This is a genomic window from Sphingobacterium arenae (assembly GCF_014692505.1).
GTDB lineage: Bacteria > Bacteroidota > Bacteroidia > Sphingobacteriales > Sphingobacteriaceae > Sphingobacterium > Sphingobacterium arenae.
The window spans coordinates 1,163,594-1,177,657 of the sequence record NZ_JACNYK010000001.1 but is presented as its reverse complement, the minus strand read 5'-3'; the positions used below and the strand labels follow the sequence as shown (position 1 = coordinate 1,177,657).

The window sequence follows — 14,064 nt, the reverse complement described above, 5'->3', positions numbered from 1 at the left end:
AATTAATCTTTGTTTGATAAGTTATCATTGCGCTCATCGTCATCTTTCATAATTTCGTAAATGCGATTTTCTAAAATCACCTTATGCCATTCGTCTAATAGCTTTTTAGTGTTTTCAAAAGCATTTTTTCTATCCTTCTTCATCATAGCAGCCCACTTCTCACTGAACTCGTAATACCCATTCAACTCATCTGCTGATTCAATTTCCGCAATAATCTGTTCCATTACCAGCACATTTGCCCAACGTTTTTCCTCAAAAGGAAAGCACATATAGCGCGCTATATCAACATGATCAACAAACTGTTGGATAACAAACTCTGGCTTCATATTAAATATTTCACACGCTTGCTTAAACGCTGCTGTTAACTTAATTTGATCTATATTGTTCATGAGAATAATTATTAATATATTTTAATTTAAAAACGATTTTCTTCCAAGAATTCCTCTAACCACTCCTGATAAATTTCTACTCTATCTTCTAGATTTCTATAGAAATAAAACTGTTTGGGCAATTCTTGTAATGACCAAATGAATTCAGCATATTCTTCAGAATCCAGATAGTCCCCATTTCGGATATTCCCATATCCATCCATAACTCTAATAAAGAAACCTAAAACAGGATTAAAAACGAAGTTGTCCAAATGCAATCTTGCCAAGTGATTAGGCATATCAACGTACTGCATTATAGCGTTAAGCAATTCCACAGGAGAAACCCCGGTAAGAATGCACTGAAACCGTATATCCTTATTTAGTTTAATAAAGTTAAACTCGTCTAAATAGACTGTATCTTTCAATTCGACTCCTTTCGAAAACAGCTCAAAAAGCTGTCCCGTCAAAACTTTACCCTTATTTCTACGTTGTGAGAAACTATAATTCCGATTAGTAGCAAGCTTTACCATTCGCCTGACCATACCAACTCCTCTATTTTTATCCTGTTTACTCATAACATTAGGCATACTCTTCCTTTCTAAAGCAAACTCCTCACGAATAAAATAGAATGATTTAGTTGCCAAACTAAAAGCCGACTTATCATCGAAATGATTATCTATCAATGAATAATGATCAACAAAAATTTGTAAAAATTCATGTACCTTAAATCCAGCAACCTTACACGCTACTTTAAATTTATTGGGTACAACCAGATGTTCTTTTTCCAATTCTCGTTTCATTCTTTTATTGCTTATGTATAATAAATCGATATCCGTAACTCCGCCTTTTAGTACGTCTTAACGGAGCCTGCCCCTTTCTACCCCAAAGTTTATCCAACTCGGTCTTTAATTGCTTAGGTTGAAAATGGCTACAAACATTCGTCCTCAATAAATTAAAAATGTCTAATGTGGTTCTATGTTTTTTAAAATACTCCTTAGATATTAAAATCCGGAGCAACTCTTCTGCATGTTCAAGCTCCATAGCTACCGAGTTGGATGCAACTTTATCCCGATACGTCCCATCTTCCTCGATCAGTTCAAATACCGTTATGCTTTCCCATTCATTAACCAACTGCTCCATCGTATAGCGAATTAAATCCCCTTCTCTACTGATTGTGTGGTTATACTTACTTTCGGTATTGCTCCTCACCGAAGTCATCAATAAATCCGCTTGGGGCATTACCAGTAATAGCTGCCTCATTAATTCTACCCCATAATCAAATGCAATAAACCGTTCCAGATCTGCCATAAAGTTTTCATCTTGTCCTAATAAAAAGGACAGTTCTTCAGCAGACCATCCTCTACTAATCCGGTTAATAAGTATACCGTACAGGAAATTTATATACTGCGGTTTACATTCCATTACATAGGCCTCCATTTTCGGTTGCGCTAATTGTTCTTCCATACCCTTATCTTGTTAAATCTCAAAAATCACGTATCTTCCATCCACATTTCGTATATACAATAGTCCAGCTTTAATCAGATTGTACAACCCATCCTTTAGATGCCTGGGAAAAATTTGGAGATGGTACTGCCCCGTAAACTCCACCACTTGAAATATTTCATCAGGCGCTCTGCCTTCTTTAAAATATTTACTTTTCAAAAGACGATTTAGTTTTTCTCGAATATCTATAGTCGCATCGGAAACTGTCTCTAAACTTTCTTCCTCCTTCCATTCCCTAAATGTAAGATCAGGAACCGCACAGCTTCTTATTTTTGTCTTTCCATTCTCCGTATACGATTCTTTACTCGCCAGGGCCCAAGGGATAATAATTTCATAGTCCTTATAAAATCGTTCATCTTCTATATTGACCCGCACCAATCGCTCCTCATTAGCTTCATATCTTTCCCGGTGGAAAGTCATCGATTCTGTCGTCGAATCTTGATAGATCCTATCCAGTAGCATACGTTCTTCTTCTAAAGCTCCCCCAACATTATGCATACGTTCAAAATCACTATAGTAAAACGGAGCCCTTCCCAACAAGAAGGAAACTTCTTCGGCAGACCAACCCTTTGCTATTCTCCGTTTTAAATACGTATACCAATACATAAAATCCATGGAATACATTATGCCTGCATAGGTATCTTTGTTAGTTATATTTTTGTTCATAATCTTATTCTAATCTTAAACTTACATACCTAATTCCCCCCAGCTTCGCTAACACAATAATGCCATCCGTTTTCAAAAGTGGCTTTTACGAGATCCAATATTTTATTTAGCTTTCTATTTTGCTGATGTGTTTTTTTAAGAAAGTCCAACTGGAGTACCGCGCCAGATTCCTAATTTCAGTATCCTGCGGACTTTTCAATAATAATTTGATTAGATTTCTCCCCGTCTAAAGGAGATGTCATTGAGTAGTACCAGTTGACATATTTCCGACGGTTTCTGGTTCTGCAAGTCTTTTCAATTGTTGCAGCACACCATCTAACAATTTTTCGAAGAAAATTAAATGTCGCCTCACTTTTTTGACATCTAGAAATGAACCTGCATATAATGTATCAAATTTAGGTTGTGTCCATAATTTTTCAGGTCGAAGAAAAATCCCAAGCTGTAAATATTCTAACTCACATTTTGGATAGAGAAATTCAATAAGTTGTCGATCTACAACCCCCGTCCAATCGATCAGATGACGTAAAGGAACATCTTTCGGAACATAGCCAACAGCACATCGCAGATAGGATATCACAGCAGCTTCTAGTGTGCTTTTTAAGACGCAGTAATTTACTTCGACATCGGCATTACCCACTTCAAATGGATCACGAATCTCTCCGATAACATGTTTCGCCATGTCAATAACCCCTCCTATCTCGCCATACTCTTTCTCCCAATCCACTTCCCCGACAACAAAGTTCGGTTCAAAAGTCGATTTCCTCCGCAACACATGCCCTTTGGTCCATACCGTATTTACAAAACGGTCACCTTCCGACAACTTCCGTTCGACATATCCCAAATCCAAAAACAATATCATCGCACTGGCCATCCCCACCTCCATGCATTTAAACCGAAATGGCCCGGTATTTTTCATCAATACCACTAAATACAGCTCAACTTTAACTCCATTTTCATTCGTTGCATCGGTACGCTGCTGAAACAGATTGTTACCTGAAAAGCCATCCGTGTGATAATTTAACATCACCACCTGCTCTGGATTATGGTTAGACCGTACCTTATCCAACAACATGTTCACATCATCTTTGTATTGTTGTGGCCAAGGAAAATCGGAAAAATCCTCAAATTGTAACTGGTTTATAGACTGTTGCTTTTCTCGGGTGGGTGTGATAGCCTTTTCCACTTTATTTGCTTCCGCTTGTTGCGCTGCCTGTTCCATACGCTGCTCCCACTCCCCTTTCAACCCATTTAAAAAATGCTCGAACAACATTTCTATCGTTTTGGATATTTCAAAACATTTATCATACAGATAAGAAGCATCGAAAGCCGTTATCTCCAAATCCCTATTCTGCTTCACCGCCTGATAGCTCTTATCGAGTAACCGAAAAGTCTCGATCTCCATAAATGCATCGCTCAGCAGCACCGTTTTGAACGCCGGCATATGTGCGCTCAGCGCCCGCATTCTATTTTCCAAGTTGTGCTGATTATTTGCCTTACCTTGTATCATGGCCTGTGGCAAGCGCAGAAAAGATTCTAAACTCTGGTGAACCATAAAGGTGGCTTTCAAGTAATCGTTATGCTCCGCAAACTTCAATGCTCCTTCTCGAAACTCCTCCCCTTCTTTTCTCATCTTTATTTGCCATTGATCAGCCAATTCAATAATACCACCGATCTCATTGACAGAAAGCGATTTTGTAGCTTTACGGGGCGATCTGTATATTTCATGCTGCGGCAATGAAGCGTAAGCATAGTACAATCCCCCATGACGTACTTTGTTACGCCATTCACCAAACGGGATCAGTTCAAAGGAAAGGTCAGGCATATCGATAAGACAAAGCTCAATAACAGGTATCATCACCTTCGGCGAAATCCCATCTGCCGGATTCAACACCAAAATCAAGTGTTGCTGCTCCTTGCCCAAAAAAGAATAGGAGAACAAGAAAATGCGATCCAAGTCTATGCGTTGAACCAATCGCTCGACTAAAGTCTCTTTATTTATGAACATAATCTGATTTATTAAAATAATTAATTGTATAGTTTTTCTATACAAAAAATACACATAAAGTTTGAATAATGAAATTTTTTATACATTTTTTCTATACGTTAATTATATTTATCTAAACCATTGAGTAGAAAATCGGCCAGCGTTAGGAGAATTTTTAGCAAAGCGATCAGTAAATAAATCTATGTAATAGCTCACGCCCCGGTATACCGACAACCCCTCACAGATGACCTAATAATCATCTACCCCTCGCAGTAGGTGTGTCCGGCGTGAGTCCATGTTCTCTCCATGTTGAGTCCGAGTCTATATCGTTGACAAGTTCCTTTTACGGTGGTTGTACCCTGCATACAGCTACTGGTATTAGCAAAGCATGGGTATATCATAGGTACAGCATTAGCGACGCGTCGCACCAATCTATTATCATTTTCATAATCGTGAAGGACCGACGATTATGAAATTCAAAATGCGCTGTCCTTCACTATTTGCATTTTCACAAAAATTCACAAAAACCTGTTTTTCAACAACATAAAATAATAGATTTGGAATATGGCAGTAATTGATAATGGCTATTTGAGAGGCCAGATTGGAAATGTGGGTATTACGGGGCAACGGGAAAACCGCGAGGGGCCACATGCAGGTCAAAGATGGAATGTATACCTATTTACGCAACAGCGAAACATTAAATCCGGCGGGAATAATTGCAGCTTTTACGCTGAACAACCATTCCAAATAAAATTGAAACTACAAAATAGGGCAATCGCAATGATTGCCCTTTACTTATTTAATGTACAACACGAATTATATCGCTTCCGTCTTATCCTTCAGCCACGCTGCCTCCTCACCGCTTAAATGGGGAGATAGCTTTTCAAACACCCAAGCGTTATATCCATTCAACCATTGCACATGCCTATCGTCCAACAACGATTTATCAACCAGATCCGTCGCGATATAACAGATCGTTAATGTCTCAAAATCCATAAAATCGCCAAATTGATTCGAAGCAAGATCTTGGCTCAATACTAGATTCTCGATACGAATACCATATTCTCCCTCTCGATACAGTCCAGGTTCGATAGAAGAAATCATCCCTTTTTCTATCGGAATATCAACATTCGACGGATTAAATACATGTGGGCCTTCATGTACGTTAAGGAAGAAACCAACGCCATGCCCTGTACCATGCCCATAATTACGCAATTGTTCCCATAGCGGTCGCCGTGTAATGGCATCGATTTGGTAGCCGCGGGTACCTTTCGGAAATACAGCAATAGACCCTTCGATTAAAGCTTTCAATACAAAGGTATAGTCCATTTTCTCCTCCTTGGTGATATGGCCCAATGATACCACACGGGTAATGTCCGTTGTACCATCTTTATATTGTCCGCCCGAATCCACCAACAATAAGCCTTCTAATTTCAAAGTCGCGTTACTTGTTTCGGTGGCCTTATAATGTGGTAATGCGCCATGCGCCCTATAACCGGCAATCGTATCAAACGAAATATCAACGAAATTTTCTCCCTCGGCACGTATATGTTGCAACTTATCTGCAATCGAAATTTCAGTCAGCGTCCCGTGTTGCACCTGTTGCTCTAACCACCTAAAAAAACGGGTCATCGCCACACCATCTTTAATCATCACATTTCGTGTATGTGCTGCTTCGACCTGATTCTTTACCGCTTTCATCATTGTAGACGGATTAAGATCCTCTATTATTTTAGTTGATGTAGGAACGGCGTCATACATCGCAAAGCAGGTTCGTTTGGGGTCTAGCAAGATCGTATCAGCTTCCAACGATGAAACCACAGAATAAGCTTCCGCATAGGGCCTTATCTGTACAGCCGCCTGCTCCAAGCTCGCTTTATCCGCATCAGCTAATTTATTAGGATCGATAAACAGGGTGATTTCATTTCCTGCCAGCAGCACGAATCCCAAAACCACCGGATTGCACGGTACATCGTTCCCCCGAATATTTAATAACCACGCTAAATCATCTAACGATGAAATCAAATGTGCAGAAACACGTTTTGCTTTCATTTTTTCACGAACGCGGTTTAATTTGCTAACTGTATCTTCTCCTGTAGTAGACTCGTCCAACAGAAATGCGGGAGATGTAGGTAGCGTCGGCCTATTGCTCCAGATCGTATCCAAAATATCCACATGCCCGTCCACTACTATATCTAACGGCAAGAGGATATCTTTAACTGTCTGCGCCACGGCTAAGGATGCTAAATTACCGTCGAATGCCACTTTGCTGCCGGTGGGAAGTTGTTCTGCCAGCCAAGCTGCATATTCCGCCGCACCTTGCGTTTTCAACTTCACGAGTTCGAAGCCCGTTCCCTCCAACTGTTCTTTCGCTTGCACAAAATATCTTGCATCTGTCCATAAGCCCGCAAAATCGGCAGTAATGGCTAATGTGCCAGCCGACCCGGTAAAACCCGAAGCCCATGCAATACACTTGTAACGCTCTGGCAGATATTCACTGATATGGGGGTCTGACGACGGAATGATATAGGCATCAATCCCCTGTGATTTCATCTCTCTCCTAATAGCGTCTAAACGTTCTATATGCGTCATATTAAATCAATTCTAGTATTCGCGCAAGTTAATTTATTCTTTTTTCTTTGCAAAAAGATAATAGAAAAGGAAGGTTTTCTTTAAATATTTGAGGCGACCTTAGCGGTTAAGGAAGGATGGTGCAATTGTATGAACCCTCTTTAACCCGTAAATGCCACATGTAAACTATTCTCTATGCAGGAAAAGTGCGGGGTAGTGGGACGCATCAAATTTTAAAGTGGCTAGGTTTTTGGTTCTTTTTTCGGAAAAAAAACATAAAAAAAGTTTGTACAACTACATATAAAGAATATGGCAAAAAAAACAATTTACTCCATAACTTGTCTAGTGACAGTATTGTTGCTATCCATGCGTGCAAGCTATGCGCAGTCATTGAAGAATAATATTGATCATGCTTATCAACAATTCTTAAATAGCGGAAAACTTGTCAATGGTATTGCATCCCTAACGGTGCTGGACGGTAAAACCGGCCAGCCCATTTTTACAAACAATGCGTCTATCGGCCTGCCTACTGCATCAACGATGAAGGTTATCACATCCATCACGGCTTTGGATATATTAGGCCCCAATTATACCTATCAAACCAAGTTAGCCTATGTAGGTGAAATCGACAGTTTGGGTGTGCTTCATGGTGACATCCTCGTCATCGGTTCTGGCGATCCTACACTAGGAAGTGATCGCTATACCGACACCAAAGCGGAAACTATACTAAACAAGTGGGTATATACGATTCAAAATGCCGGCATCAACCATATCAATGGAAGTGTGATAGGCGACGATCTGTATCTGAATGGCAACGATGTTCCACCCACGTGGAACTGGGTCGATATAGGAAACTATTACGGTGCCGGTATTTCGGGATTGAATTGGCGCGAGAACAAAACGGGCATCACGTTCTCTCCCAGCGTCATAGGACAACCTGTCACACTTTCCTCCACAACGACGCCACTGACCGGAATCACGTTAATCAACGAGGTTATCACAGGAGGAAACGGCTCTGGAGACAATGTCTATGCCTATTCCGCACCGTACTCCGATATAATATATTTACGTGGCACTTACGGGAGGGATCTTAAGAAGGTTATCGAAATAGCGGTGCCGGATCCAGCGTTGGAATTAGCGCAACAATTAACAACCTCATTATCCGAAGCGGGTATTCTCGTAGATAGCATACCAACTACAGGGAAACGACTATTGAATAAAGGGAAGAGACTGCAAAGTCAAAGACAGGAACTGGACGTCCACCGGTCGCCTTTATTGAAGGATATCATATATTGGTTCAATCAAAAAAGTGTCAATCTCTATGGAGAAGCCATGCTCAAAAGTTTTGGTATCATAAGCCATAACGAATCTACGACCCAGAAGGCAGTCTCGTTGCTAGGCAAGTATTGGGAACAAAAACTGCGTATACCGAATAGCGAGCTGAACATTCAAGATGGTTCCGGCCTTTCACCTCAAAACCGGGTCACCACGTTGGCCATGGCGAAAATCATGCATTATGCACAAAGTCGGCCTTGGTTTACCGATTTTCAAAAAAGCCTGCCCGAGATCAATGGCATGACCATGAAAAGTGGTACTATCGGCGGCGTCCTAGGATACACAGGTTTCCATCGTCATAAAACAGGTACGCCGGTTACTTTTTCGCTCTTGGTAAATAACTATACAGGAAGTACTTCGGCTATGCGGCAAGAAATGTTTAAGCTCTTGAACAGTCTTAAATAAGATCAAAAATTAGCTAATCTTCTTTTGAAGTTTTAGATTTGTAACTACAGAAATGTCGATAATTTACTTAACACAAATGAGTATCAACAGAAAAAAAGACGCTTTAGACTACCATTCCAAGGGAAGACCCGGAAAAATCGAAGTCGTTCCAACAAAACCGCATAATTCCCAACGCGATTTATCATTAGCATATTCGCCGGGCGTAGCAGAACCCTGCTTGGCAATTGCTGAAAACAGTGAAGATGCGTATAAATATACATCTAAAGGAAATTTAGTGGCCGTTATCAGTAACGGTACCGCCGTATTGGGATTAGGGGATATTGGTGCACAGGCAGGCAAACCCGTTATGGAAGGAAAAGGATTGTTATTCAAAATATTCGCAGATATCGACGTATTTGACATTGAGCTGGACACCAAGAATGTCGATGAATTTGTCCAGATCGTGAAAGCACTCGAACCAACTTTCGGAGGTGTAAACCTCGAAGATATCAAAGCGCCCGAATGTTTTGAAATTGAGCAGCGTCTAAAAAAGGAAATGAACATCCCGGTTATGCATGATGATCAACACGGGACAGCTATTATTTCGGGCGCAGCGTTAATCAACGCTTGTGAACTAATAGATAAAGATATCAGTCGAGTCAAAATCGTTGTAAACGGGGCCGGAGCAGCCGCTATTTCCTGTACAGCGATGTATGTTGCAGTCGGAGCATCCAAGGAAAATATTGTCATGTTGGATAGTCAAGGCGTGATACGTAAAGACAGAGAAAACCTAAGTACGACGAAAGCCGAATGGGCGACCAATCAGGATATTCACACGTTAGCGGACGCTGTCAAGGGTGCCGATGTTTTCATTGGACTTTCTGCGGCAGACGTATTAACGCCAGAAATGCTGCTTTCTATGGCCCCACGACCAATCGTATTGGCCATGGCAAATCCTAATCCAGAAATCGCCTATGATCTAGCGGTAGAAACACGCGACGATGTCATTATGGGTACTGGTCGTTCGGATTACCCGAATCAAGTCAACAATGTGTTGGGATTTCCGTACATCTTTAGAGGTGCACTGGATGTCCGCGCGACAAGCATTAACGAAGAAATGAAAATCGCTGCAGTTCAAGCCATAGCTGCATTGGCAAAGCAACCTGTGCCGGAAGAGGTTAATCAAGCTTACGACACGAACAATTTAAGGTTTGGTCCAGAGTACATTATTCCCAAGCCAACGGATCCGCGTCTAATTACAGAGGTGTCGGTAGCGGTGGCAAAAGCGGCAATTGCCTCGGGGGTATCCAGAATAGAAATCTCAGATTGGGAACAGTATAAAGATGATTTGCGTAAGCGTTTGGGCAAAGACGACCGGATTATCCGTAATTTAACCAGTAGGGCTAAGAAAAATCCAAAACGTGTCGTCTTTGCTGAAGCAGATAATTACAAAACGCTTCGTGCAGCACAAATTGTTAAAGAAGAAGGGATTGCATTTCCGATCCTACTGGGTGATAAAGAGAAAATTCAACGCTTGATACAGGAATATGACTTTGAACTGGGGGATGTAGAAATCATTAATCCCGTCGAAGAAAAAGACTCCGAACGCTTTAACAAGTTTACCCAACATCTCTACAGCAAAAGGCAACGCCGCGGTATGACCGAGAACGAGGCTATCAAATTAATATCCACCAATCGCAATTACTTTGCCGCGAGTATGGTGCAGTTTGGTGAAGCAGATACGCTTATTTCGGGATTAACCCGAAATTACGCAACCACGATACGTCCGGCGTTGCAAGTTATCGGCGCGAAACCCAATAGCCGTGTTGCCGGAATGTACATTATGTTGACCTCTAAGGGGCCACTTTTCTTTGGAGACACCACGGTAAATGCAGACCCAACAGCAGATGAACTAGCAGATATTACGATCTTATTGGATGAGGCAGTCAGACGATTTAATATCACTCCCCGTACCGCTTTGCTGTCCTATTCCAACTTTGGCTCCAACGACGGTCGAACTGCCGTGAAAGTCCGGGAAGCTGCAAAAATATTGAGAGAGAAAGCACCACATATTATCGCCGATGGTGATATTCAAGCTAACTTCGCCTTAAATAGTAATCTATTACAGTCAAATTTTCCTTTTAGCACCTTAAACGGCGGAGCCGCAAATACGTTGGTATTCCCTAATTTAGAGTCGGGTAATATTGCCTACAAACTTTTACAGGAAGCCGGAGATGCAGAAGCTTTAGGGCCAATTTTACTGGGGATGAACAAACCCGTGCATGTATTGCAGTTAGATAGTTCCGTCCGGGAGATTGTCAATATGGTCACTATTGCCGTAGTCGATGTGCAGGAACATGAAAAAAGAGGATAATTATGTACGATTATTTTAACGGAAAATTGGTATTCAAAGCCCCTACCCACGTCATCCTTGATGTGGGCGGGATTGGCTATTACATTCATATTTCGCTGACTACTTATAGCCAGATTAAAGATCAGGAGCAAAGTAAACTTTACATTTCATTCCAGGTTCGCGAGGATTCGCAGACGTTATACGGTTTTGCAACAGAGGGAGAACGCCAACTATTCAACCACTTGATTTCGGTATCCGGAATTGGCCCGAACACGGGACGTATGATGCTTTCTTCGATTACACCGGAGGAAATCCAGCATGCTATTATTAATGGGCAAGTACAAGTAATGCAGAAAATAAAGGGAATAGGTCCCAAATCGGCACAACGCGTCATTTTGGAACTACAAGATAAGCTAAAAAAACAAGGTCCGGATGCCCTCATCCCACTTCCGATTACCAAACAGTCGGTACCCGAAGAGGCACTTAGCGCTTTACTCATGCTCGGTTTTGGTAAACCACAGGCGGAAAAAGTATTAAACAGTTTGGTGACGAGCGATCCGGAGCAAACGGTGGAGCAACTTATTAAAGCGGCATTAAAGCGTTTGTAAGAAGATTAATTCTCTTCAGCGGAGACATCCCATATTTTGATCAGTTTATCGTCACCTGCGGTAATCAACTGGTTACCTACCCAGGTGGCGGTATTGATAGACAAGCGATGAGCATCATAACCACGCTCTATACTTATATTTTTAAGTAAAGATAACGATAGGGCATCCCATATTTTAATAGACTTGTCCCGACTGATAGTGGCTATAATGGGTAAATTAGGGTGTGGAAGTATAGCGTATACGGTAAACATATGTGGCGTTATAGATTGAAGGATCGATAAATCACTTTGAGCCACGCGAACCAGCTTTGCATCTCTTCCCCCAGTAAGTAGACTTGTATCCGTAGCGGCCAATGCCGTAACCGGCAAACTATGTATCTGTTGTTTGGCTATCTCCCGAAAATCCGTTATATCATATAAATGTACAAACCCATTTTTATCACCAAAAGCTACCTGCTTCATATTCGAATACGGTTCAATAACGCGCACCGTCGTATCCGCTATCGGAAACCTATACAACAAGGCATAAGTGTCCAACGACCATACGTAGGCAAAACCCTCTTCTCCGGTAGCAATGACTTCTCTTTTTTCTGGAAACACATTGATTGCAAAAACAGCGCCTTTATCCGTCTGTGTTTTACGGATGAGCGCCTGCTTTTCTACGTCTACAAACCATACTTCACCGTTACGCAAACCAACAATGAGAATCCCCTCCTCTTCCAATGGATAGAGTACATACACAGATGCTGGAACAGCGCACAAAATACGTTTGAATTTTCCATCCGTCAAATCCCATTCGACGACACCTTTATCATTTCCTCCTGTAAAAATAGTTGTCGAATCCATCCCGCGGGATATCGCAAAAATAGGATTTTGATGGCCTGCAAGTGTAGTAGATAAAGAAACATCAATCGTAAGCATAATGTCGTCTCCCCTTTTATTGATGCCTACTCTCCAAGTTTTTGGCAATCGTTTGTAAATTTAATTCTTTTTCGCGAAGCAACACCAAAAGATGAAAAAGCAAATCGGAGGATTCGTTAATGAAATCGTGCTCTGACTCGGCCAATGCGGCGATAACGGTCTCTACAGCCTCCTCCCCTACTTTTTGTGCAATTTTATTCAATCCGCGCTGCCGTAATTTATTGACATAGGATTCTTCCGTTGGTACCTCGTAACGTTGTTGAACGATACGCTCCAACTGCAACAGAAAATTCTGATTATATTCTGTCTGGAAGCAGCTACGGGCACCTGTATGACAAGTTGGTCCTGCCGGCTGGACTTTTATTAACAAGGTATCTTGATCACAATCTATATGGAATGAAATCATCTCCAAAAAATGACCACTTTCCTCTCCTTTTGTCCACAATCTATTTTTACTTCGCGAGTAAAAGGTTACACGCTTCTCCTGTTGGGTTTTGGTCCATGCTTCCTCATTCATGTAACCCAACATCAGTACTTCCAGTGTCTGGTTATCCTGTATAACAACGGGAATTAAACCGTCTCCTTTTGCGAAATCTAACATCTTAATCTATTTAGTATTTACCTTACCACAATCCCGTTCGTGCGCAATGTTTCTTTTAGCTCCGGAATCAAAATCTCTCCATAATGAAATACCGAAGCGGCTAAAGCTGCATCTACATTCGTCTGTTGAAACACGTCCACAAAATGCTGTTGCTGGCCTGCTCCACCGGAAGCGATCAAGGGAATATGTATACTTTCGTTAATCTTCTTCAAAAACATGTTATCGAAACCGTTCTTTGTTCCGTCATGGTCCATCGACGTCAACAAAATCTCTCCCGCGCCACGTTGCTCCGCTTCTTTGACCCAATCTTCCGTTTGTATTTCCGTCTTATCCCGTCCGCCACGTAGGTAAACAAAGTTCTTTCCGTCAACGGCACGGGTATCTACCGCTACGACGACAAACTGCCGCCCAAATGAACGGGCAAGCTCGTCAATCAATTTCGGATTGCGTACCGCCGCAGAATTAATCGAAATCTTGTCTGCACCTGCATGGAGCAACACTTCCGCGTCCTTCAGCTCATTAATTCCTCCACCTATGGTAAAAGGAATATTGACCTGACGTGCGACCGCTTTGACCAGCTCGATTGTCGTTTTTCGCTTTTCATGGGTCGCCGTAATATCTAAAAACACCAGCTCATCGGCTCCCTGTTGCGAATATTGCCAAGCGAGTTCGACCGGATCGCCCGCGTCCCGGAGGTCGACAAAATTAACGCCTTTAACCGTACGGCCGTCCTTTACATCTAAACAAGGAATGATACGCTTCGCCAACATA

12 protein-coding genes are annotated in these 14,064 nt (G+C 41.7%); 3 read left to right on the top strand and 9 right to left on the bottom strand.

Annotation, left to right across the window (positions count from 1 at the left end):
• Positions 1-2: 2 nt before the first annotated feature.
• The 6 genes from H8B17_RS04350 to H8B17_RS04320 all read right to left on the bottom strand — a co-directional run bounded on the left by H8B17_RS04350 (position 3) and on the right by H8B17_RS04320 (position 7,113).
• The gene (locus tag H8B17_RS04350) at positions 3-389 is read right to left on the bottom strand and encodes a hypothetical protein (protein WP_190307913.1); all 387 of its coding nucleotides are present in this window, start codon (positions 387-389) and stop codon (positions 3-5) included.
• A 26-nt stretch (positions 390-415) separates the two neighbouring features.
• The gene (locus H8B17_RS04345; RefSeq protein WP_190307912.1) at positions 416-1,168 is read right to left on the bottom strand and encodes a hypothetical protein; all 753 of its coding nucleotides are present in this window, start codon (positions 1,166-1,168) and stop codon (positions 416-418) included.
• 4 nt (positions 1,169-1,172) lie between these two features.
• Complete coding sequence (locus tag H8B17_RS04340; RefSeq protein ID WP_190307911.1) at positions 1,173-1,832, bottom strand: hypothetical protein; 660 nt, start codon at positions 1,830-1,832, stop codon at positions 1,173-1,175.
• Positions 1,833-1,844: 12 nt separating this feature from the next.
• On the bottom strand, positions 1,845-2,537 hold the full coding sequence (locus H8B17_RS04335) for a hypothetical protein (RefSeq protein ID WP_190307910.1): 693 nt from the start codon (positions 2,535-2,537) through the stop codon (positions 1,845-1,847).
• A 238-nt stretch (positions 2,538-2,775) separates the two neighbouring features.
• Positions 2,776-4,542, bottom strand: coding sequence for a hypothetical protein (locus H8B17_RS04330; RefSeq protein WP_190307909.1), 1,767 nt, complete (start codon positions 4,540-4,542; stop codon positions 2,776-2,778).
• A gap of 795 nt (positions 4,543-5,337) precedes the next feature.
• Positions 5,338-7,113: an aminopeptidase P family protein gene (locus H8B17_RS04320; protein ID WP_190307907.1), complete on the bottom strand. Its 1,776-nt coding sequence runs from the start codon at positions 7,111-7,113 to the stop codon at positions 5,338-5,340.
• 288 nt (positions 7,114-7,401) lie between these two features.
• Here H8B17_RS04320 and dacB point away from each other — a divergent pair, with 288 nt between their 5' ends.
• The 3 genes from dacB to ruvA all read left to right on the top strand — a co-directional run bounded on the left by dacB (position 7,402) and on the right by ruvA (position 11,772).
• The gene (gene dacB, locus H8B17_RS04315; RefSeq protein WP_223816359.1) at positions 7,402-8,832 is read left to right on the top strand and encodes a D-alanyl-D-alanine carboxypeptidase/D-alanyl-D-alanine endopeptidase; all 1,431 of its coding nucleotides are present in this window, start codon (positions 7,402-7,404) and stop codon (positions 8,830-8,832) included.
• Positions 8,833-8,908: 76 nt separating this feature from the next.
• Entirely contained in the window at positions 8,909-11,185 is a 2,277-nt protein-coding gene (locus H8B17_RS04310) for an NADP-dependent malic enzyme (RefSeq protein WP_190307906.1), read from the top strand.
• Between the two features lie 2 nt (positions 11,186-11,187).
• Positions 11,188-11,772, top strand: a complete 585-nt coding sequence (gene ruvA, locus H8B17_RS04305; RefSeq protein ID WP_190307905.1) for a Holliday junction branch migration protein RuvA — start codon at positions 11,188-11,190, stop codon at positions 11,770-11,772.
• Between the two features lie 5 nt (positions 11,773-11,777).
• Here ruvA and H8B17_RS04300 read toward each other — a convergent pair whose 3' ends face one another.
• From H8B17_RS04300 to hisF, 3 genes are read right to left on the bottom strand one after another with little or no spacing between them, the layout of a single operon-like run.
• Positions 11,778-12,692, bottom strand: coding sequence for a WD40 repeat domain-containing protein (locus tag H8B17_RS04300; RefSeq protein ID WP_190307904.1), 915 nt, complete (start codon positions 12,690-12,692; stop codon positions 11,778-11,780).
• A 16-nt stretch (positions 12,693-12,708) separates the two neighbouring features.
• Positions 12,709-13,293 (bottom strand): bifunctional phosphoribosyl-AMP cyclohydrolase/phosphoribosyl-ATP diphosphatase HisIE, encoded by a 585-nt coding sequence (gene hisIE, locus H8B17_RS04295; protein WP_190307903.1) that lies wholly within the window; start codon positions 13,291-13,293, stop codon positions 12,709-12,711.
• Positions 13,294-13,310: 17 nt separating this feature from the next.
• On the bottom strand, positions 13,311-14,063 hold the full coding sequence (hisF, locus tag H8B17_RS04290; protein WP_190307902.1) for an imidazole glycerol phosphate synthase subunit HisF: 753 nt from the start codon (positions 14,061-14,063) through the stop codon (positions 13,311-13,313).
• Between the last annotated feature and the right edge of the window lies 1 nt (position 14,064).